At 62.9% G+C, this 21,380-nt stretch carries 14 protein-coding genes and 2 pseudogenes; 11 read left to right on the top strand and 5 right to left on the bottom strand.

Going from position 1 to position 21,380, the window contains the following annotated elements; translation table 11 throughout:
- Positions 1-124 precede the first annotated feature (124 nt).
- Entirely contained in the window at positions 125-475 is a 351-nt protein-coding gene (locus SR858_RS12455) for a hypothetical protein (protein WP_019921117.1), read from the top strand.
- Positions 476-535: 60 nt separating this feature from the next.
- Here SR858_RS12455 and SR858_RS12450 read toward each other — a convergent pair whose 3' ends face one another.
- Positions 536-2,137: a TIGR03013 family XrtA/PEP-CTERM system glycosyltransferase gene (locus tag SR858_RS12450; protein WP_322534580.1), complete on the bottom strand. Its 1,602-nt coding sequence runs from the start codon at positions 2,135-2,137 to the stop codon at positions 536-538.
- Positions 2,138-2,304: 167 nt separating this feature from the next.
- On the opposite strand from SR858_RS12450, the gene nadB reads away from it, so the two are divergent.
- From nadB to SR858_RS12420, 6 genes are all read left to right on the top strand, one after another.
- Entirely contained in the window at positions 2,305-3,918 is a 1,614-nt protein-coding gene (nadB, locus tag SR858_RS12445; RefSeq protein ID WP_019921115.1) for an L-aspartate oxidase, read from the top strand.
- Positions 3,919-3,922: 4 nt separating this feature from the next.
- A complete protein-coding gene (locus SR858_RS12440; RefSeq protein WP_019921114.1) occupies positions 3,923-4,462 on the top strand; it encodes a GNAT family N-acetyltransferase in 540 nt (179 codons plus the stop codon).
- A gap of 99 nt (positions 4,463-4,561) precedes the next feature.
- Complete coding sequence (locus SR858_RS12435; protein ID WP_019921113.1) at positions 4,562-6,751, top strand: sensor histidine kinase; 2,190 nt, start codon at positions 4,562-4,564, stop codon at positions 6,749-6,751.
- On the top strand, positions 6,748-7,365 hold the full coding sequence (locus tag SR858_RS12430) for a response regulator transcription factor (RefSeq protein WP_019921112.1): 618 nt from the start codon (positions 6,748-6,750) through the stop codon (positions 7,363-7,365). Before SR858_RS12435 ends, SR858_RS12430 begins: the two co-directional genes overlap by 4 nt.
- A 74-nt stretch (positions 7,366-7,439) precedes the next feature.
- Positions 7,440-7,823: a response regulator transcription factor gene (locus SR858_RS12425; protein WP_019921111.1), complete on the top strand. Its 384-nt coding sequence runs from the start codon at positions 7,440-7,442 to the stop codon at positions 7,821-7,823.
- Complete coding sequence (locus tag SR858_RS12420) at positions 7,820-8,467, top strand: GGDEF domain-containing protein (protein ID WP_019921110.1); 648 nt, start codon at positions 7,820-7,822, stop codon at positions 8,465-8,467. Before SR858_RS12425 ends, SR858_RS12420 begins: the two co-directional genes overlap by 4 nt.
- Here SR858_RS12420 and SR858_RS12415 read toward each other — a convergent pair.
- A pseudogene (locus tag SR858_RS12415) lies at positions 8,464-8,723 on the bottom strand (nicotinate-nucleotide diphosphorylase (carboxylating)); the annotation flags it as partial. The gene SR858_RS12420 and the pseudogene SR858_RS12415 sit on opposite strands and share 4 nt — an antisense overlap.
- A 1-nt stretch (position 8,724) precedes the next feature.
- On the opposite strand from SR858_RS12415, the pseudogene SR858_RS12410 reads away from it, so the two are divergent.
- Both SR858_RS12410 and SR858_RS12405 read left to right on the top strand, forming a co-directional pair.
- Positions 8,725-9,033, top strand: a pseudogene (locus tag SR858_RS12410) (hypothetical protein); the annotation flags it as partial.
- A 175-nt stretch (positions 9,034-9,208) separates the two neighbouring features.
- Positions 9,209-9,622 carry a hypothetical protein gene (locus SR858_RS12405; RefSeq protein WP_019921107.1) on the top strand — a complete coding sequence of 138 codons (414 nt, stop codon included), beginning with the start codon at positions 9,209-9,211 and terminating at the stop codon, positions 9,620-9,622.
- 27 nt (positions 9,623-9,649) lie between these two features.
- Here the strand turns inward: SR858_RS12405 and nadC are convergent, their stop codons facing one another.
- Genes nadC through SR858_RS12390 form a run of 3 tightly spaced genes read right to left on the bottom strand, consistent with a single transcriptional unit; the run spans position 9,650 to position 13,297 of the window.
- Complete coding sequence (gene nadC, locus SR858_RS12400) at positions 9,650-10,516, bottom strand: carboxylating nicotinate-nucleotide diphosphorylase (RefSeq protein ID WP_019921106.1); 867 nt, start codon at positions 10,514-10,516, stop codon at positions 9,650-9,652.
- On the bottom strand, positions 10,516-11,670 hold the full coding sequence (gene nadA, locus SR858_RS12395; RefSeq protein ID WP_019921105.1) for a quinolinate synthase NadA: 1,155 nt from the start codon (positions 11,668-11,670) through the stop codon (positions 10,516-10,518). The genes nadC and nadA overlap by 1 nt, the downstream gene beginning before the upstream one ends.
- A gap of 25 nt (positions 11,671-11,695) precedes the next feature.
- A complete protein-coding gene (locus tag SR858_RS12390) occupies positions 11,696-13,297 on the bottom strand; it encodes an ABC-F family ATPase (RefSeq protein WP_026637155.1) in 1,602 nt (533 codons plus the stop codon).
- A gap of 452 nt (positions 13,298-13,749) precedes the next feature.
- On the opposite strand from SR858_RS12390, the gene SR858_RS12385 reads away from it, so the two are divergent.
- Both SR858_RS12385 and SR858_RS12380 read left to right on the top strand, forming a co-directional pair.
- Positions 13,750-17,358: a TonB-dependent receptor gene (locus SR858_RS12385; protein ID WP_019921103.1), complete on the top strand. Its 3,609-nt coding sequence runs from the start codon at positions 13,750-13,752 to the stop codon at positions 17,356-17,358.
- A 289-nt stretch (positions 17,359-17,647) separates the two neighbouring features.
- A complete protein-coding gene (locus tag SR858_RS12380) occupies positions 17,648-21,367 on the top strand; it encodes a TonB-dependent receptor (protein ID WP_019921102.1) in 3,720 nt (1,239 codons plus the stop codon).
- Positions 21,368-21,380: the final 13 nt, after the last annotated feature.

The following is a 21,380-nucleotide window of genomic DNA, read 5'->3' as shown; positions in this document are numbered from 1 at the left end:
ACTATCGCCATCGCTGATCACGGATGGCAGCCTCTTTTGCTGTGCAAGCCGTGCGACGTTGCAATGCGCCCGATTGTAAGATCGGGACATCGAATGGCTAGCATCGAAGGGAATAGTCGAGCATATGGATTTATTCAACAAGTCTGGAGTGCTGGTGGCGTCGGTACTGGTAATGGTCGGTACCGCGATCGGCTGGCAGGCGCAGGAAAGCCCGATCCCCGCTCCGACCAAGATTGAAGCCGTGGCCACGCGTATCGGCGACGCCGGCCACGTCGCTGCCGAGCGCAGGTTGCAGGAATGGGCCGACCTCGGTTCCCCGGTTGCCCAACGCGAACTGGCGCTGCGTTATCTCTCCGATCCCGATAAACGCGACGAAGCGCTGGACTTGTTCCAGCGCGCGGCCAATGGCGGCGATGCCCGTGCGGCAGGTCTGGTGGGACTGGTACGCGCAGGCCCTGGCCACTTGCAGCGCTGATCTGTCGAGACGCCTCGTCTCACCAACCGCCGTGCTGCCCCCCGGGGCCGCGCGGCTTTTTTATGCGCGCCGGCCGTGGTCCAGTTGTTCGATATACCAGCGTAATGCCTGGCGCAGGCCACGCCGCAGGTCGTGGGTGGGTGCATAGCCGAGCAGGTCAGCGGCCTTGGTAATGTCGGCCTGCGAGTGGCGCACGTCGCCGGCGCGAAAATCGGCGTAGGCCGGCTGAAAGTCGCGCAGGTGGCCGTAGCGGTCCACCAGCAATTCCTGCAACAGCAAGTACAGCTCGTTGAGGCTGGTGCGATGGCCCAGCGCTACGTTGTACACCTGGTTGCCGGCGGCCGGTTGCTCGCCCAGCGCGGCCAGCAGGTTGCACACGGCGTCGTCAAACGAGGCGCCGTAGCTGTAGCGCACTTGCGCCAGGCCGGTGATGCCCGGCTTGATCCCGTGCCGCATATTGTAGTAGGCGATGTCGCGCGCCAGTTGTTCGACAAAATAGCTGCGTTCCGGACGGGGTCCGACAAAACTCATCTCGCCCTTGAACACGTTGAGCATCTGCGGCAGTTCGTCGATGCGCAGCTTGCGCAGCCAGCGGCCCACGCGGGTCACGCGCGGATCGTCCTCGGTAGCCCAGGTGGGCGTGCCGTCGCGCTCCGCGTCGATGCGCATGCTGCGAAACTTCAGCACCCGGAACAGGCGGTTGTCGCGTCCCACCCGCTCCTGCTGGTAGAACACCGGTCCCCCATCTTCCAGGCGTATGGCCAGCGCGGCCAGCAGCATTACCGGCATCGTCGCCAGCCCGATAAAGGCGCTGGCAGCCAGGTCGAACGCGCGTTTGACGGCAGCCCGGAACAGGCTCTGGTCAAAGCCACCGCCGAAAATCAGGTAGCTCGGTTGCAGCGAATCGAGCCGGATCTGGCATGCCTCGCGCTCGAAAAAAGTGGCGGCGTCGGTGACGCGCACGCCGCCCACCGCGCATTCGAGCAGTTGGCGCACCGGGAAGCCGCCGTTGCGGCGATCCGACACCGAGACGATGATTTCATCGGCCGCGTAGCGCCGCGCCAGCGCCAGCAACGACAGGTCCGGCGGCAGCACCATCGCGGGCGGCACGCGCGGCTGTTCTCCCTCGACCGGCACGCAGCCGACCACCCGGAAGCGGTGAAAGCCGCCGCCACCCGCAAGCTCCAGGCATTCGTGCGCGGCCGCGCCGTGGCCGACGATCATCAGGCGCTTTTCCAGCATGCGCGAACCGGCCGACGTGAACACCACCAGCCGCGCCAGCAGCACGGCCGCGCCGCCGAGCACGAACACCATGCTGCCCAGGCGCCCGAACTGCGGCGCCGGCAGCAGCATGGCCAGGAGGCTGAACAGGCAAAAGCCGAGCAGGAACGAAGGCAATATCCGGCGCAGGGTGTTCTGCTGGTACATGCCCAGCGCCCCCATCGAAAACACCAGCACCAGCGCGAATGCGGCGGACGGCAGATACAGGGTATCGGGCGTCAATGCCTGGCCCGGCAGCAGCAACGGTGCACTGGCCAGGGCCGCCGTGACCAGCAGCAGCACTTCCATCAGGAGCAGCAGGAACGCCATTCTCGATACATAGTGATGAAAAATACGGATCACGATCGGCTCCCCGGTGGGTAAAAACGCGGAAGCTTCCATGATTGCAAGATCGAGTCCGCCTGCCTTTGCGCCGCCACAATCGCCGCAATCGGCAATCATCGCGGTGATCGAAGCGGCGCAAAACCTGTGTAAATAGCAGGGGTATATGACCAAAGTATGACAAATCGACTATAGTATGCTTCCTACTGCATCCCGCCATGTGAATCATGAAATTTGATGTTGCAATCGTTGGCAGCGGACTGGCCGGCCTCTCGGTCGCCCTGCACCTCGCCGAAACCCGTACTGTCGCCATTATTTCCAAACGTGCCTTGCGAGATGGCGCCAGCAACTGGGCCCAGGGCGGCATCGCCGCGGTGCTCGATTCCGGCGACAGCCACCACCAGCACATCGACGACACGCTCGTTGCCGGCGGTGGTCTGTGCGACGAAAGCGCCACGCGTTTCATCGTCGAACATGGCCGCGAAGCGATCGAATGGCTGATCGCCCAAGGCGTTCCCTTTACCCGCGACGCCAATGCTGAACTGGGCTTCCACCTCACCCGCGAGGGTGGCCACAGCCAGCGCCGCATCATCCACGCGGCCGACGCCACCGGTCACGCGGTGCAGGTCACGCTCGAAGAAAAGGTGCGCGCCCACCCGAATATCTCGCTGTTCGAGCACCACTGCGCGATCGACCTGATCACGTCCGACAAGGTCAATCCGGACGCCAGGCGCCACTCGCAACCGAAGTGCCACGGCCTGTACGTACAGGATGAACGCAGCGGCGTGGTCCATACCTTTGCGGCCGAACACACGGTGCTGGCCACCGGCGGCGCCGGCAAGGTGTACCTGTACACCACCAACCCGGACACCGCCAGCGGCGACGGCATCGCCATGGCGTGGAGGGCCGGTTGCCGCATCTCGAACATGGAGTTCATCCAGTTCCATCCGACCTGCCTGTACCACCCGTATGCGAAGTCGTTCCTGATCACGGAAGCGATCCGTGGCGAAGGCGGTTTGCTCAAGCTGCCGCCCGAAGCCGGCGCCGCCGCCGGCACCCGCTTCATGCTGGCCCACGACGACCGCGCCGAGCTGGCCCCGCGCGACGTGGTGGCCCGCGCCATCGACTTCGAGATCAAGAAGCGCGGCCTCGATTACGTCCACCTCGACATCAGCCACAAGCCGGCCGACTGGCTGATCGAACACTTCCCCACCATTTACGCGCGGTGCCTGGAGCTGGGCATCGACATTACGAAAGAACCGATCCCGATCGTGCCGGCCGCGCACTACACGTGCGGCGGCGTGGTCACCGACCTGCAAGGCCGCACCGATTTACCGGGCCTGTACGCGGTCGGCGAGACGGCCTGCACCGGGCTGCACGGCGCCAACCGGCTGGCCAGCAACTCGCTGCTCGAATGCGTGGTGGTGGGCAGTGCTTGCGCGCGCGATATCGCTGCGAAGGAAAAAGGCGAAATCCCGTACCTGCCCGACTGGGACGAGAGCCGCGTGACCGACGCCGACGAAGAAGTGGTGATCGCCCACAACTGGGACGAACTGCGCCGCTTCATGTGGAACTACGTGGGCATCGTGCGCACCACCAAGCGTCTTGAGCGCGCACAGCACCGCATTGCGCTGCTCAAGGAAGAAATCGACGAGTATTACCGCAACTTCCGCATCACCCACGACCTGCTGGAACTGCGTAACCTGGTCGATGTGGCGAGCCTGATCGTCAACAGCGCGCTGCAGCGGCGCGAAAGCCGTGGCCTGCACTTCTCCCGCGATTATCCCGAAACCCTGCCCAAGGCGCTGCCGAGCATCCTGACGCCACCGCGCCGCAACTAAGCCCATGGCGACCGTCCGCACCGCCATCCACGCCGACATTCCTGCCATGGAGGCGCTGATCCGCCGCTCGGGTATCGCGTTGAGCGAGGGCTTCTATACGCCGGAGCAGGCGCGCGCGGTCACCGACCATGTGTTCGGGGTCGATACCCAGCTGGTGATCGACCAGACTTACTTCGTGGTCGAAGACGGTGGAGAGATGGTGGCATGTGGCGGCTGGAGCCGCCGCGCCACGCTGTTCGGCGCCGACCGTATGAAGCAGGAAGCCGATCCCCTGCTCGACCCGGCCACCGAACCGGCGCGCATCCGTGCCTTTTTTGTGGAGCCGTCGGCTGCCCGGCGCGGCTACGGCAAACTGCTGCTGGCCTGGTGCACCACCGCTGCGGCCGCCGGCGGCTTCACCACGCTGGAACTGGCCGCCACCCTGCCGGGCGTGCCGCTGTACCTGGCGTGTGGTTTCAACGAAATCCAGCGTCTCGAGCTGGACCTTCCTGGTCCGGTACGGGTACCGCTGGTCCGGATGCACAAGGCGATTGCAGTGAAATAACTGTGGCGCCAGTTCCACGGACACGATTTGTGTCGAGATGGCAATGCTAGAATCAGTTGTCGTCAGACTCGCCTGCCTTCATCGGCCAGGCCTCATTTCATGGGCAATGCAACCGATCGGACCTGGCAGCAATCGCACGGCGTGCGCGCCAGCCTGGCCGCGCTGGTCATCGCCAGTATCCTGCCGGTGGCTGCCGTGGCTGCTGTCATCATCGTCGGTATTTACCACAAGGAACGAGCCCAACTGATCAGCAACACGGTGGCGCGCGCCCACGCCATGATCAATGCGGTCGACCATGATTTCAGCAATACCAGGGTGGCGCTCAGCGCCCTCGGCACCTCCAGAATGCTGTCGTCCGGCGACTTGCGCGGCTTTCATGCACGTGCCGTCGAGGCGCTGGCCAATCTGCATGCCGACAGCATCCTGGTACTCGATACCGATGGCCGCATGCTGATGTCCACCCGGCGACCCTACGGCGCACGACTGCCGGTGCTGGCCAGCACGCCGCTCCTGCGGCGCATCCTGGCCGACGGCCAGCCCGGCGTTTCCGACCTGTTCACCGGGCCCATCAATAAAACCCTCATCTACACGGTAGGCGTGCCCATTCGCCGCGATGGCCGCATCGTCATGACGCTCAATGCCACCGCCACCCCCGCCCAGCTGGCCCACGTGATTGCGGAGCAGCGCCTGCCCCCCACCTGGCGCGCCAGCGTGATCGACACCGCCGGCCGGGTGGTGGCCCGCTCGCACGAAATCGACAGATATGCGGGCCAGCGCCTCAGCGACGACCAGTTACGGCCTGCTACCGCCGCCCAGGAAGGCGGTTTCGAAACCCGCACCCTCGACGGCATTGATGTGTTCGTCGTCTTCAGCCGCTCGCCACAGAGCGGATGGTCCGCTTACCTCGGCATACCGCTGCGCGAACTTAACGCCGGGCTGCACAGCACCATGACCTGGCTGATCGGCGCCACGCTCGCCGCACTGGCAGCCGGACTGGGATTGGCCTGGCTGATGGGCGGACGCATCACGCGCTCGGTACAAGCGCTGATCCCGCCAGCGCTGGCCATCGGCGAAGGTAGCGTGCCGGTGATTCCAGCATTGCATTTTCGCGAAGCGCATGAACTGGGCCAAGCGCTGCGCAATGCCGGCGCCAGCGTCCGCGATGCGCGCGCCGCGTCGCAGGAAAGCGCGCAGCGCCTGACGCTCGCTGCCAATGCCGCGCACCTGGGCATCTGGGTCCGCGACCTGCACCAGCACACCATCTGGGTTTCGGACCAATGGCGCGCCCTGTTCGGCTTTGGCAAGGAACAGCAGGTGGACCTGGCCGACCTGCTGGACCGGGTGCACGCCGACGACCGCCCCCACGTCGCGCAGACGTTCGACAGCGCCAGGCTTGGCGCACCGCGTTACGATATCGAGTACCGTATCGTGCTGCCCGACGGCGGGCTGCGCTGGATCGGTTCACAAGGCAGCGTGGAGTTCGACTACAGCGGCCACCCGGCACTGGTGCGCGGCGTATCGCTCGACATCACCGCACGCAAGCTGGCCGAACTCGATGCGCGGCAGAAGCAGAAGGAGGTCACCCATCTGTCGCGGCTAGCCGTGCTCGGTGAACTGTCGGGAGCACTGGCGCACGAGTTGAATCAGCCGCTCACGGCCATTCTCAGCAACGCGCAGGCGGCGCGCCGCTTCATGGCGCAACAACCGCCGAACCTGGCCGAAGTTGACGAGATCCTCGACGACATCATCGCCGAAGACCAGCGCGCGGGCGCGGTGATCGAGCGCCTGCGCCGGTTGTTCGACAAGAGCGAGACGCCGCGCGCACCCGTGAACCTGCACCGGCTGGCGAAGGACGTGATCCACCTGCTGCGCAACGACCTGATCAACCATGGCATGGTCGTGCATACCGATTTTGCGGCGACTGCGGCCACCACCGAAGCTGACGCAGTGCAACTGCAGCAGGTCCTGATCAACCTCCTGATGAACGCCTGCGATGCCATGGCCGGTGCCTTGCCTGCACACGCGGTCATTACCGTGCGCACCGCGACCGAGGGGCCTGATGCCGTGCGACTGAGCGTGATCGACAGCGGCAGCGGCATCGCCGACGCCGACCTGGCCCGCATCTTCGAGCCGTTCTACACCACCAAGGCGCGCGGCATGGGACTGGGCTTGTCGATCTGCCGTAACATCGTCGCCGCCCACCAGGGCCGCTTGTGGGCCGAAAACAATCCGGATGGCGGCGCCAGCGTGCATTTGCGCCTGCCGCTGGCGCACGAGGCAGCACCATGAACGGCGCCCAGGTGTTCCTGGTGGACGACCAGCCGGCCGTGCTCAAGGCACTGGGGCGCCTGCTGGCCGCTGCCGGCTACCGCGTGGGCGCCTACGCCACTGCCGCGGCCTTCCTCGAAGCCGGCCACGCCGACGATGAAGGCTGCCTGGTGCTGGACCTGTCGATGCCGGACATGGACGGACCGGCATTGCAGGACGCGCTGGCGGCGCGCGCCAGCCGGCTGCCGGTGATCTTCCTCACCGGCCACGGTGACCTCGAGAGCGGGATCCGCGCCATGAAACACGGCGCCGCCGATTTTCTGACCAAGCCGGTGAACGACGTACGCCTGATCGCCGCCATCGAACTGGCGTTGCAGCGCAACCGCGAACGGCGCCAGGCCGACGGCGAACTGGCCGCCATCCGCGCAAGGTTGCACACGCTGACGCCGCGCGAAGCCGAGGTGATGAACCTGGTCATCGAAGGATTGCTCAACAAGCAGATTGCCGCAGCCCTGGGCACCGTGGAAAAGACGGTCAAGGTGCATCGCGCGCGGGTCATGGCCAAGATGGCGGTCAAGTCGGTAACGGCGCTGGTGCGCCTGGTCGACCGCGCCCGCAGCGACGGCACCACCTGAAGCCCGCGACCGGGGCGGCGGCATTGGCCCAAGGTCCAATACCGCGCCGGCAGTGGCAGCGGTATCGTCCAGGTATGGACACCACACTTCCCTGGGTAGCGGTAGTCGACGACGAAGCCAGCATACGTCGCGCGCTGCTGCGGCTGCTGCGCTCGGCCGGCATCCCGGCACTGGCGTTCGACTCGGGCGCCAGCTTCCTCGCTGCATTGGAAGCTGGCGCGCCCTGCTGCGCGGTGATCGATGTCCACATGCCGGGCGGATCGGGACTCGACCTGCTGGCGCAATTGTTCCACTGCGCGCCGGCGGTCGCGGTGATACTGATGACAGGCCACCATACCGCTGGCGAGCACAGCCTGGCATTGCAATGGCAACCCGTTGCTTATTTACAAAAGCCGCTCTTCGACCAGCTGCTGCTGGCCGCCATCGGCGCCGCTTGTCCCTACTGGAGAGAATCATGACCATCTTCCTCAGCCCGTTTCCGCAGAACTGCATCGCGCGCGGCCTGCCCCAGTGCGGTGTCGACGCCGCGACCGGCCTACTGTCGCGCAACCTGTTTGCCTGCAAGCTGGAACGCGAGCTGGCGCGGGTGTGGCCGCGCGCCAGCGCGCTGCTGCTGATCGACGTCGATGGGCTGGACGACCTGGGCGAGGCATTCGGCCGAATTGGTGTGGAGGCGGTGCTGGAGCAGTTTGCCCGGCGCCTCGAGAATATGGCGCCACGCGGCGCCGCGCTCGGCCGGCTTGACCGCGATACGCTGGCACTGCTGCTGGCCGGTCCCGAAGACCTGCACCAGGTCACGCGCACGGCAGCGCACATCCGCCGCGCGCTCGAGAAGCCGTTCGACCTCGCTGCCGGCGATATCATGCTGACCGCCTGCATTGGCATCGCCACCAGCCCGACCGATGCCGACACGGCAGCAGAATTGCTGGGCCATGCCGGCATCGCGCTGTTACATGCAGGCCTGGCAGGCCACGGGGTATGCTGTTTTTACACGGCGTCGATGCAGGCGCTGCCGGCTACGCCGTGGAGCGCCCGGCACCGGGCGCACTGGTCGGGGGCGACAGCCGGCGATGCGGTGAAGCGCCCTGCCGTACCTGCCTAGCCGACGATGCGCAACGAATAATCGGTGGCCCGAATATCCTTGGTCAGGCTGCCGATCGAAATCCGGTCCACGCCGGTTTCGGCAATCGCCCGCACGGTATCGAAGTTGATTCCGCCCGAGGCTTCCAGCAACGCCCGTCCGGCATTGATCACGAACGCCTCGCGCATCAGGTCGGTGCTGAAGTTGTCGAGCAGACCTGGATGGTCACGCCGGCGTCGAGCTTTCTGGCTGCCAGCACGGCGTTGGTCACGCCACCCAAGGGCAAGACGCGGCAGCTTTACGAATTCGGCGTGAAGGTGTCGATCGCCACCACGCACAAGGAAGGCTTGGTCAGGCTGCGACGTAATTGGCTCCAGGGCGCCGATGGCGACGCGTTCAATGTGCTGCTGTGCGGCTGCGGCCACTACCTGCGGATGATCCTGCGAAAGCTGCGGCTTTTTTTCGCTTTCATCGCCGCTTCGCTGACGTCGCTGCACTTCATATCGAAGGTATGCATCGCGCTGGCGAGCTTGTTTCACGACATCATTGGCGGCGATCGTCCACGGCCCAGTCTTTGTCTGCATTGATTTTGGGATTATTCAGGGCGGACTACATACATAAAAATTAATTAATCATTAACTTGATTAAAATAAAAACTCCTAAATGATATATTCACGATGGAAGTTGCGCGAAAGTAACTATCTAATCGTTACCTGCCAACTTCTAATTTTCGGCGTGATCATTAATAAAATAGGAGATCTCATGTCACACATATCCCTCTTCAACCGCTCGATCGCTGTTCTTTTCTTCGGAATAATGACTGTACTAGCAGCGCCCGCCGCAAACGCCTATACCCAGGCGGATGCCCAGGATGCCGCGATGGCGGTAATTATCGCTGATGGCAATGTGCGCAATGCGGAATGGGAGTACAACCACGGACACGAAACCGCAGAATTCGCCGCGATCATAGCGTTAAACCATGGTTTTTCACTTTGTCACGGAAACGGCAGCAATTATGTCGAATGCATCGATGGCTATTACAACGAATACGATGCCACTATGGCCGGAATCAATGACGGGCGCAACTTGGCCTATGATGCCTGGCTGCAGGCCCAGGCCGATCTGAGAGCGGCCCAGGAATATCTTGACATGATTTTGGCCGCACTCAATGGCTGACCAAACCATCTGTGTAATAGCGGTGCATTAGCCCACAATCCTTAGCGAATAATCGGTGGCCCGAATATCCTTGGTCAGGCTGCCGATTGAAATCCGGTCCACGCCGGTTTCGGCAATCGCCCGCACGGTATCGAAGTTGATTCCGCCCGAGGCTTCCAGCAACGCCCGTCCGGCATTGATCACCACCGCTTCGCGCATCATGTCGGTGCTGAAGTTGTCAAGCAGGACAGAAACGGCGCCGGCGTCCAGCGCTTCGTGCAGTTCCGCCAGGTTTTCCACTTCGACCTGGATGGTCACGCCGGCGTCGAGCTTTTTGGCTGCCAACACGGCATTGGTCACGCCACCAGCGGCCGCGATATGGTTTTCCTTGATCAAAATGCCGTCGTACAGCGCCAGGCGCTGGTTCTTGCCGCCCCCGACACGCACCGCGTATTTTTGCGCCAGGCGCAGGCCGGGCAAGGTCTTGCGCGTATCGAGAATTGCGGCGCGGGTGCCGGCGATGACGTCCACGTAATTGCGGGTGGCCGTGGCCACCGCGGACAACAACTGCAGGAAATTGAGTGCCGAACGCTCGGCGGTCAGCAGCGCGCGCGCCGGCCCGGTCAGGGTGCACACCACGCTGTCGGCAGTCATCAGGTCGCCTTCGGCGTATTGCCAATCGATCTCGATACCGGCCTGCAGGCAGTTCATCACGCCTTCGAACCACGGGGCGCCGCACAGCACCGCGTCTTCACGCACGATCACGCGGGCAGTAACCCGGCCGCCGTCCGGCACCAGCAAGCCGGTCAGGTCGCCCGTACCCACGTCTTCCAGCAGGGCTGCCAGCAGGTTGGCTTCAAAAGCGGTGCGCAAAGCGTCGTCGAACGGCGCAAAGGTATTTTTAAGGGTACTCATCATGCCGGTCCGATTCCTGAAAACAGTGGCGCTTCCTGGCCCAGGTCGGGGCCCGGTTGCACCTTGGCTTTTTTGGCTGCCGCGAAGTCCAGCATGCGGTTGATGGACGTAACGGCCTGCTTGCCGATGGCCGGATCGACAAACACTTCGTGCGCGGCGATCGTGCCTCGGCTGTCCATGTTTTCCAGCAGGTCGGCCAGGTTTTGCAGGCCGTTCATCGCCATCCACGGGCAATGCGCGCAGCTTTTGCACGTGGCGCTGTTGCCGGCCGTCGGCGCGACGATAAACCGTTTACCGGGCGCGGCCGCCTGCATCTTGTGCAGGATGCCGTTGTCGGTGGCAACGATGAAGGTATCGGCATCCATCTCCACGGCGGCATTGATGATCTGGGTGGTGGAACCCACCACGTCGGCCAGCGCCACCACGTTGGCGGGCGACTCCGGGTGCACCAGCACTTTCGCGTGCGGATACTGTTCCTTGAGCAGGTCCAGTTCGACGCCCTTGAACTCGTCGTGCACCAGGCACGAACCCTGCCACAGCAACATGTCGGCGCCGGTTTCTTTCTGGATGTAGCCGCCCAGGTGTTTATCCGGCGCCCACAGGATCTTCTTGCCCTGCGCATGCAGGTGCTTGACGATATCGAGGCCGATCGACGACGTCACCATCCAGTCCGCGCGCGCCTTGACGGCCGCGCTGGTGTTGGCATACACCACTACCGTGCGGTCCGGATGCTGGTCGCAGAACGCCGTGAATTCATCGACCGGGCAACCGAGGTCGAGCGAACAGGTGGCGTCCAGGTCCGGCATCAGGATGCGTTTTTCGGGACTGAGGATCTTGGCGGTTTCGCCCATGAAGCGCACGCCGGCGACGATCAGCGTTTTCGCTGCGTGGTCGCGGCCGAAGCGCGCCATCTCCAGCGAATCGGACACGCAGCCGCCGGTTTCCTCGGCCAGGTCCTGCAAATCGGCATCGACGTAGTAGTGCGCCACCAGCACGGCTTCGCGCTCGACCAGCAGTTGCTTGATGCGCTCCTTGAGCTGCGTGCGCTGGTCGGCGGTGGGCGTGGCTGGCGTGCGTGCCCATGCATGGGCGACGCAGCTGGCGCCGTCTTGTGGATGCTCGTACTCGACGGGTTTGATTTCTACAGTTTGCATGATGGAGTGAAGACGATTCGGGCGCTTAGGCAATGCCCTGGCTGGTCAGATATTCCTCGTAGTTGCCACGGAAGTCGACAACTTCGTTTTCCTTGATTTCGATGATGCGGTTGGCCAGCGACGAGACGAATTCGCGGTCGTGCGACACGAAAATCAGGGTGCCGGCGTACTTGTCGAGCGCAATGTTGAGCGACTCGATCGATTCCATGTCCATGTGGTTGGTGGGCTCATCGAGCAGCAGCACGTTGTGGCGGCCCAGCATCAGCTTGCCGTACATCATGCGGCCCTTTTCACCACCGGACAGCACCTTCACCGATTTTTTCACTTCGTCGCCGCCGAACAGCAGGCGGCCGAGGATCGAACGCACGGCCTGGTCGTCGTCGCCCTCCTGGGTCCAGTTGCCCATCCAGTCGGTCAGCGTGGCGCCGCTGGCGAATTCTTCGGTCGGATCTTGCGGCATATAGCCGACGTTGGCGTTTTCCGCCCATTTGACCGTGCCGTGATCGGCGTGCAAGCCGGCGATATCATCACCGCCGATGCAACGCAGCATGGTGGTTTTACCCGCGCCGTTGGCGCCGATGATGGCAATCCGTTCGCCCGCTTCCACCATGATGCTGAAGTTGTTGAACAGGTTGCGATCGTAGGTCTTGGAAATGCTGTCCACTTCCACGGCCAGGCGGTGCAGCTTTTTCTCGCCGTCGAAACGCACGAACGGATAGGCGCGCGACGACGGCTTGATGTCATCGACCTTGATCTTGTCGATCTGCTTGGCGCGCGACGTGGCCTGGCGGGCTTTCGACTTGTTGGCGGCAAAGCGGCGCACGAAGTCTTGCAGCTCGGCGACCTTCTCTTTGGCTTTGGCGTTGTTGGCCAGTTGCTGGTTGCGGGCCTGGGTGGACGCGAACATGTACTCGTCGTAGTTGCCCGGATAGATTTTCAGGGTGCCGTAATCCATGTCGGCCACGTGGGTGCACACCTGGTTGAGGAAGTGGCGATCGTGGGAAATGATGATCATGGTGGAGTTGCGCTCGTTGAGCACGTCTTCCAGCCAGCGAATCGTGTTGATGTCCAGGTTATTGGTCGGTTCGTCGAGCAACAGGATGTCCGGGTTCGAGAACAGCGCCTGCGCCAGCAGCACGCGCAATTTCCAGCCTGGCGACACATTGCTCATCGGACCGTGGTGCAGCTCGATCGCCACGCCGGCGCCCAGCAGCAGTTCGCCGGCGCGCGACTCGGCCGTGTAGCCGTCGTACTCGGACACTTTGCCTTCCAGTTCGGCGGCTTTCATGTAGTCGTCGTCGGTGGCTTCCGGGTTGGCGTAGATGGCGTCGCGCTCCTGCATCGCCGCCCACATCTCGGTGTGGCCCATCATGACCACGTCCAGCACGCGCATGTCTTCAAAGGCAAACTGGTCCTGGCGCAGCTTGCCCAGGCGTTCGTTGGTGTCGAGCATGACGTTGCCGCCGGACGGGTCGAGATCGCCGCCGAGGATTTTCATGAACGTCGATTTGCCGCAGCCGTTGGCGCCGATCAGGCCATAACGGTTGCCATCGCCGAACTTGACGGAGATGTTTTCAAACAACGGCTTGGCGCCGAACTGCATCGTAATATTTGCGGTGGATAGCATCTGGAATGAGGTTTTTCTATTGAAATCATGCCGTTAGGCGGAATGCCATGATTATACAGCACCCGCCCCCTGCCGCTCCACCAGCCCCGGGATCGCGCCTCACCCTGGAATGTACTTCACATAAGGACATTTTGGATATTTGTCCAATAGCCCCAGGAACCAGCCCCCTCCTGGAATGAATTTCGCATAAGTATATTTGCTTTATGGCAACGTTAAACGTATAACAAACGCCCTCGTTCTAATATTTTCATTTTAGAAACATTTGAGCTACTTTCAACATTAAACTCCTTGAAATTCAAGCCTGGCAGCGATAGCCGGGCGTTAAAACAGGCCGCCAGGCCATTCAGGGAGTTGCCATGCATCGAGTCAGTCATCATCACGTTGGTCGCAAGAAAAAAATCAGTGTCGCCGTCTCCATCGCGCTTGCCTCTGTGGTTGCAGGCAACCTTGCCATGGCACAGGAAGCGCCGGGCGACGCCACCACAGCTACGGCCGCCGAGGACATCAAGAAGGTCGTCATCAACGGCACCCGCGCCTCGCAGCAGTCGGGCATCGAGCGCAAGAAGAATGCCGCTACCGCGATGGATTCCATCGTCGCCGAAGACGTCGGTGCTTTTCCCGATCGAAATATCGGTGAAGCGATTTCGCGCATTTCCGGCGTGGCGCTCGACCGCGGCGATTTCGGCGAAGGCATCAGCGTCGCCATCCGCGGCAACTCGGCCGACTTGACGCGTGTCGAAATCGACGGCCAGGGCGTGCAGTCGGCCGGCGGCACCGACATGAATGGCGGCGGCAACGGCCGTGGCACCGAGTTCCGCTCGCTGTCGGCCGACCTGATCAAGAGCGTGGACGTGGTCAAAGGATCGACGGCCGACATGACCGAAGGCTCGCTCGGCGGCGGCGTGGTGATCAAGACCCGCACCAGTCTCGACTTCAAGGAGCCGTTCGTGTCGCTGCGCGTGGCCGGTTCGCAAGGGTCGCTGAACAAGGACTGGTCGCCCGACGCCAACCTGATCGCCACCCGCAAGTTCCTCGACAACCGGCTCGGCGTGATGATCAACGCCTCCACCTCGCGCATGGTCAACGAATCGCATTCGACCGAAATCGCCACCTCGCGCAATGCCGGCTATGCGCGCCTGATCGACTTCGACAACTCGCCCAACAAGACCTTCACTTACCTGCCGTCCACGCTGTCAAAGGACGATCCCGCAGTCAACACGCCCACCCTGCGCTCGCCGCTGACCGCCGGCGGCACGTTCAACGCCGCCACGCCGTTCGAGATCCTGACCAAGTCCGCCGCCGCCCAGACCAAGGCCGACTGCTACGCAGCCTTCCCCGCGCTGACCAATGCCCAGCGCAATGCCTTCAACGGCAACACCGCGCGCAACCAGGCCAGCAACGCCCGCAGCAATGAGCTGATCAGTTGCCTGAACCAGTGGAACGATTACACGCCGTCGCTGGTGCGCTTCATCGAGCGCCGCCAGGAGGACAAGCGCAACAACGTCGATCTGCGCTTCGACCTCAAGGTCAACAACGAGCTGACCGTGTTTGCCAAGGGCAGCTATGCGCGCCGCAAGGTCGACGACACCAACATGACGCTGGCGCTTGGCGGCCTCAATGTCAATCCCGACGTCACCGTGAGCCCTACCTATCAAGGTGCGGCCTGGACCGACAGCGCCAGCGGCGTGCGCAGCGCAGTACCGGGCTCCGGCTACTACCTGTACGACAATGCCAGCTACCGGGCCCAGGTGGCCACCGCGCGCGGCGCCGTCGCCAACGTCGATCCGCGCTCGGTCACGGTCGATGCCAACCACCATGTCACGCAGTTCACCATCAGCGACGCCAACGCGAATACCGCCCAGATCCACAACGTCATGAAGACCAGCGACCGCTACTTCCAGACCGGCGGCACCTACAAGAACGGCGCCCTGGTGGCGGAGCTCTTTGTCGGCGATGCGCGGTCGACGTGGCAGCGCGGCGACAAGCGCGTGAGCTGGAGCTACGACTACGGCCCCACCACGCTCAAGGTACTGCCGAACGGCCTGTGGACCTACGAACAGCCGGCCGGCACCTCTTTCAACCAGGCAGATCCCGCCCTCTATGCGATCGTGCGCCCGGCCGGCGCTGCCACCGTGGCCGTGCCGGCCGGCGCCAACGTGCCGGTCGCGATACCCGCGTATACCGTCAACCAGCAGCCGCTCTCCACGCAGGCGCCGCAATTGCAGTTCTCGCCCAAGATGGCCGAGACCGAAGAGCGCACGGCCAAGGCCGACTTCAGCTACGCGCTGGGCGCCAGCGTGCCGTTCTTCAGCCGCATCAAGGCCGGCTTCAATCTGCGTGAAACGTCGGGCAGCAGCTGGGGTGCAGGTGGCTACGAGGCAGCGGGCGCCATCGGCCAGTTCAGCCGCCCGGCCGGTTACACGCCGGCAGTGGTGGTGCCGACCGCCAACGTGCGCAGCAATTTCGTCGGCTGCGTCGATACGCCCGGCTCGCTCGGTGCGAATGGCCGCCCGTGCGCGTTCGGCTACGTGGCCAATGTGGCGCCGGCCACAGCGCTGTCGGGCACGGCGACCATGACGCCGCAGCAGTTCCAGGACATCATCGCCGCATCGATGACGCAAAAGAACACGCCGTTTTTCAACGGCGCCCCCGACCGCCCGGCCGGCCTGATCGATGGGTGGACCCAGATCGACGTGGAAAAAGTGTTTGCGCTGTCGGGCATCCCGAACGTCAATTTCGACTGCGTCAAGCAATGCGCAGCCAATGACGGCAAGGTCTACCAGCAACCGGTGACGCGCTACAAAGAACGCGCAACGGCCGGCTACGTGATGACCGACTTCAGCTTCGACCACCTGCCATTCACCGACCGCAGCCTGCCGTTCGGCCTCGAACTCGATGGCAACTTCGGCTACCGCGTGGTGCGCACCAAGGTGCAGGCCAGCGGCACCATGGGCTTGACGTCGATCCTCACCACCGCCAATTTCGACCCCGCCGCCCCCAACGCGGTAGGCGGCACCGTGACGGCCACCACGCGCCGTGCCACCCGCATGGAGGCGACCACCACCGATTACCTGCCGATCCTCAACCTGGCGCTGTGGCTGGTGCCCAACGAAGTGGTGCTGCGCTACAACCGCGCCAAGCAGGTGGCCCGGCCGCCCGTCACGGCCTTGATCCCGTCCGGCGACTGCACGTACGACCAGCGCAACGCCAACCCCGCCACCGGCGACGACGGCACGCAGACGTGCAGCGGCACCATCGGCAATCCGCAACTGCGTGCGCAAACCAACCAGAACCAGAACCTGGGACTGGAATGGTATCCGAATGCCGACACCTCGTTCTCGCTGGCGGGCTTTCGCCAGGTGGGCAAGGTGGGCGGCAATGTGGTGGTGGGCCGCACCGACCTGAATATTTTCAACGGTACCGGCGTGGTCGATCCCAACACCGGCCAGCCGGTCGATATCGGCTTCGATTACCGCACCTACGAGAACGGCCCGAACATCACGCGCACCGGCGTCGAGTACGGCAGCAAGACCGCGTTCACTTTCCTGCCCTGGCTGCTGCGCTACACGGGCATCGATTTGAACTACACCAAGCTGCGTTCGTCCAACACCTCGCAGCGCATCGTCGACCTGCTGACCGGCGACGAGTTGCCGCCGATCGGCGAGTCGAAGTACACGTACAACGCCTCGCTGTGGTACGACGACGGCAAGCTGTCGGCGCGGGTGTCGTTGCAGGCGGTGGGCGTGAAATTCAATTGCATCGCAGCATGCGGCAACAACTCGGTCAACAACTATCCGAACGCCGCCGGGGGGCGCACCACTGCGCTCGCGTACAATCCGGGTTCGCCGAATTTCAAGGATGCCACGCGGTATGTCGATGCGAAAATTTCCTACCGACTCAGCAAAAATCTCGACATCTTTGCCGAGGGCCGCAACCTCGGCCTGAGCTCGACATCGAACAGCCAGGGCCAGTACGCGGGCTTCGCCGACGGCACGCCGAACCTGCTCGATGTCACGTATGCGGGCCGCCGCATCATGGTCGGCATGAACTACCGAAATTGAGGTAACCCCGACGGACAAGCAATCACGCAGTTGATCAAAGAGTAGCTGACCTTGGGCCCGGCCGCCTTGTGCGCCGGGCTTTTTTTTTTGCGGTGCAAAAAAAGTGATATCGAAATGACGTACAAAATCGCCGATTTGCGTTAAAGCGACATTACTGATCAGTCGCATGATTGTTTTCTAATATGCAATCCACGACGTGTTGTTCGCCACTAGACTAAACACTGAAATATCAGCGGGCGATCACAGCCGCAACTTAAAACAGGCCATAAGGCCACTCAGGGAGATACACATGACGACCACCGATTACGGCACCCGCCGTAAGCCGCTCAGCTACGCCATTTCCATCGCACTCGCGTCCTTCGTTGCCAGCGGTTACGCCGCTGCGCAAGAGACCGCGCCTGCACAAGGCACCGAAGCCGCTGCCGCTGCCGATGGCGAGATCAAGAAGGTCGTGGTGCAAGGCACGCGCGCTTCGCAGCAGTCGAGCATCGAGCGCAAGAAGAACGCCGCCACCGCGATGGACTCCATCGTTGCGGAAGACGTGGGCTCGTTCCCGGACCGTAACATCGGCGAGGCGATTTCGCGCATCTCCGGCGTGGCGCTCGACCGTGGCGATTTCGGTGAAGGCGTCAGCGTGGCCATTCGCGGCAACTCGGCCGACCTCACCCGCGTCGAGATCGACGGCCAGGGCGTGCAATCGGCAGGTGGTACCGACATGAACGGGGGCGGCAGCGGCCGCGGCACCGAGTTCCGCTCGCTGTCCGCCGACCTGATCAAGAGCGTTGACGTGGTCAAGGGTTCTACTGCCGACATGACCGAAGGCTCGCTCGGCGGCGGCATCATCATCAAGACCCGCACCAGCCTGGACTTCAAGGAGCCGTTCGTGTCGTTGCGCGTGGCCGGCTCGCAAAGCTCGATCAACAAGGACTGGACGCCCGATGCCAACCTGATCGCCACCAAGAAATTCTTCGACAACCGCCTCGGTGTGATGGTCAACGCCAGTACCTCGCGCGTGGTCAACGAGTCGCACTCGTCACAGGTGGCGACATCGGCTGATCAGGGCTATGCGCGCGCGATCGACTTCGACAACTCGCCGAACAAGACTTTCAGCTACCAGCCCGGTACCCTGTCGCGCACCGATGTGTCCGTCAACCAGCCGCTGCTGCAATCGACGCTGGCTGCGGGCGGCCTCTTCAACTCGGCCACGCCGATGGAGATCCTGACCAAGTCGGCAGCTGCCCAGACCAAGGCCGAGTGCTATGCGGCATTCCCGAACCTGAGCACGGCGCAGCGCAACGCCCTGATCGGCGGCAACAACTTGACCAATGCCATCAATGCGCGCAGCAACGAGCTGATCTCCTGCCTGAACCAGTGGAACGACTACTCGCCGTCGCTGGTGCGCTTCATTCAGAAGCGCCAGGAAGACAAGCGCAAGAACATCGACCTGCGGTTCGACTTCAAGGTGGACAACAACCTCAGCGTATATGGCAAGGTCAATTATTCCAAGCGCGAGGTGGACGACACTTTCATGACATACGGCCTTGGCGGCCTGAACGTCAATCCCGCCGTCACCAACAGCCCGACCTACAACGGCCTGGCGTTTACCGATACGGTGACCAACGGCAATGGCGTGCGCCGGCCGGTGGCAGGTTCCGGTTACTACCTGTACAACAACCCCAGCTATGTCAGCGGCGCCTACCCGTACCAGGGCGCGGTGGCCAACGTCGATCCGAGTTCGGTGGTGGTCGATGCCAATCACCACGTCACGCAGATGCGTATCAGCGACGCCAACGTCAACACCGACCAGATCTTCAATGCGATGGAGACCTCCACCCGCTACCTGCAGGCAGGCGGTACTTATCGCAACGGCGGGTTCGCCGCCGAATTCTTCGTGGGCGACTCCAAGTCCGACTGGCGCCGCGGCGACAAGCGCACCAACTGGAGCTACAACTACGGCCCGGCCGTGATGAAGGTGTTGCCGAACGGCTTGTGGACCTATGAGGCGGTACCTGGCAGTACGTTCAACCAGGCCGACCCGACCATTTACGCCGGTGTGCGTCCCGCCACCGTCGGCACCGCTGCCGTGCCGGCCGGCCCCAATGTGCCAGTGGCGATTCCCGCCTACACGGCCAACCAGATCCCGCTGACCACGCAGTCGCCGCAGATCACCTATTCGCCCAAAATGGCGGAAACCGCAGAGAAAACCGCCAAGGCCGACTTCAGCTACGCCCTCGGCGAAGCGGTGCCGTTCTTCAGCCGCATCAAGGCCGGTTTCAACCTGCGCACCACGTCCGGTGACAGCTGGGGAGCTGGCGGCAATACCGTGCAGAGCCAGGTAGGCGAATTCGGCAAGGCTGGCTATGTGCCGGCGGTGATCATCCCGAGCGCCAACGTACGCAGTTTCTTTACGGGTTGCACCGACACGCCGGGCTCGCTGGGCGCGGGCGGCCGGCCTTGCCAGACCGGTTACGTTGCCAACACCAATCCGGCAGCGGCCAATTCCGGCACCACTTACATGTCCCAGCAGCAGTTCCTGGACATCATTACGCAATCGATGAAGGCGCCGAACTCGACGTTCTTCAACGGCATGCCCGACCGTCCCGCCGGCATCATCAATGGCTGGAACCAGATCGACGTGGAAAAGGTGTTCCAGCTGGTGGGATCGCCAAACGTCAACTTCGACTGCGTCAAGGAATGCAAGGCCAACGACGGCAATGTGTATGCCCAGCCAGTCAACACGTTCAAGGAAAAAGTCACTTCCGGCTACCTGATGACCGACTTCAGCATGAGCGAAATCCCGTTTACCAACTGGTCGCTGCCGTTCGGCATGGAGCTTGACGGTAACTTCGGTTACCGCATGGTCCGCACCAAGATCACAGCCACCGGCAACATGGGCTTCACGTCGATCTATACCGTGCCAGGCGTGTACAACCCGTTGCGCCCGAACGATGCAGGCGGCACCATCACGGCCACCACCCGCAAGCCCACCACGTTCCACGCCAAGACCACCGACTACCTGCCGGTGCTGAACCTGTCGATGTGGCTGGTGCCGGACCAGGTAGTGGTGCGTTACAACCGCGCCAAGACCGTGGCGCGGCCGCCGGTCAATGCCCTGCTGCCAGTTGGCGATTGCACCTACGACCAGCGCCGCACCGGAATCGATGGCAACACCGAGCTGAACCAGACTTGCGGCAGCGTGATCGGCAACCCGGCCCTGCGCGCGCAAACCAACAAGAACCAGAATCTGGCGCTTGAGTGGTATCCGAACAGCGACACCAACCTGTCGCTCGCCGGCTTCCGCCAGGTCGGCATCGTGGGCGCCAACACCGTGGTCGGCCGCAGCGATGTGCGCATCTTCGACGGCACCGGCATCGTCGATCCGCAAACCGGCCAGCCGGTGGACAATATCGACTTCGACTACCGCACCTATGAAAACGGCCCGAACATCATCCGCAAGGGCGTGGAAGTGGGCGGCAAGACAGCCTTCACGTTCCTGCCGTGGATGCTGCGCTACACCGGCTTCGATTTCAACTACACCAAGCTGAAATCGTCGAACACCACGGCGCGCATCGTCGATCTGCTGACCGGCGAGGAACTGCCGCCGATGGGCGAGTCGAAATACACGTACAACGCCGCCCTGTGGTACGACGACGGCAAGTTCTCGGCACGGATCACGCTGCAAGCCGTAGGCCAGAAATTCACCTGCATTGCTGCCTGCGGCAAGAACACGGTGAACAACTATCCGAACGAAGGCGGCGGCCGCACCACCTTCGCGCCATACAACCCGGGTTCGCCGAACTTCAAGGACGCCACCCGTTACGTGGACGCCAAGATCTCGTACCGCATCAACAAGAACCTCGAGATCTTTGCCGAAGGCCGCAACCTGAATTTGTCGTCAACCACCAACAGCCAGGCCCACTACGCAGCGTTTGCGGATGGCACGCCAAGCATCCTCGACACCGCATATGCCGGCCGTCGCATCATGGTCGGTCTGAATTTACGTAACTAATTTAGGTGCAACT

Source organism: Duganella zoogloeoides (assembly GCF_034479515.1).
Taxonomy (GTDB): domain Bacteria; phylum Pseudomonadota; class Gammaproteobacteria; order Burkholderiales; family Burkholderiaceae_D; genus Rugamonas; species Rugamonas zoogloeoides.
The sequence above is the reverse complement of the archived record's forward strand: the minus strand, read 5'-3'. Positions and strand labels throughout refer to the sequence as shown.

What these genes read in the sequence shown, in the direction of transcription:
- SR858_RS12420 (WP_019921110.1), top strand. Translation starts at nt 7,820, where the DNA reads ATGACCATCTTCCTCAGCCCGTTTCCGCAGAACTGCATCGCGCGCGGC.
- SR858_RS12450 (WP_322534580.1), bottom strand. Translation starts at nt 2,137, where the DNA reads ATGGAAGCTTCCGCGTTTTTACCCACCGGGGAGCCGATCGTGATCCGT.
- SR858_RS12435 (WP_019921113.1), top strand. Translation starts at nt 4,562, where the DNA reads ATGGGCAATGCAACCGATCGGACCTGGCAGCAATCGCACGGCGTGCGC.
- nadB (WP_019921115.1), top strand. Translation starts at nt 2,305, where the DNA reads ATGAAATTTGATGTTGCAATCGTTGGCAGCGGACTGGCCGGCCTCTCG.
- SR858_RS12405 (WP_019921107.1), top strand. Translation starts at nt 9,209, where the DNA reads ATGTCACACATATCCCTCTTCAACCGCTCGATCGCTGTTCTTTTCTTC.
- SR858_RS12440 (WP_019921114.1), top strand. Translation starts at nt 3,923, where the DNA reads ATGGCGACCGTCCGCACCGCCATCCACGCCGACATTCCTGCCATGGAG.
- SR858_RS12390 (WP_026637155.1), bottom strand. Translation starts at nt 13,297, where the DNA reads ATGCTATCCACCGCAAATATTACGATGCAGTTCGGCGCCAAGCCGTTG.
- nadA (WP_019921105.1), bottom strand. Translation starts at nt 11,670, where the DNA reads ATGCAAACTGTAGAAATCAAACCCGTCGAGTACGAGCATCCACAAGAC.
- SR858_RS12385 (WP_019921103.1), top strand. Translation starts at nt 13,750, where the DNA reads ATGGCACAGGAAGCGCCGGGCGACGCCACCACAGCTACGGCCGCCGAG.
- nadC (WP_019921106.1), bottom strand. Translation starts at nt 10,516, where the DNA reads ATGAGTACCCTTAAAAATACCTTTGCGCCGTTCGACGACGCTTTGCGC.
- SR858_RS12430 (WP_019921112.1), top strand. Translation starts at nt 6,748, where the DNA reads ATGAACGGCGCCCAGGTGTTCCTGGTGGACGACCAGCCGGCCGTGCTC.
- SR858_RS12425 (WP_019921111.1), top strand. Translation starts at nt 7,440, where the DNA reads ATGGACACCACACTTCCCTGGGTAGCGGTAGTCGACGACGAAGCCAGC.
- SR858_RS12380 (WP_019921102.1), top strand. Translation starts at nt 17,648, where the DNA reads ATGACGACCACCGATTACGGCACCCGCCGTAAGCCGCTCAGCTACGCC.
- SR858_RS12455 (WP_019921117.1), top strand. Translation starts at nt 125, where the DNA reads ATGGATTTATTCAACAAGTCTGGAGTGCTGGTGGCGTCGGTACTGGTA.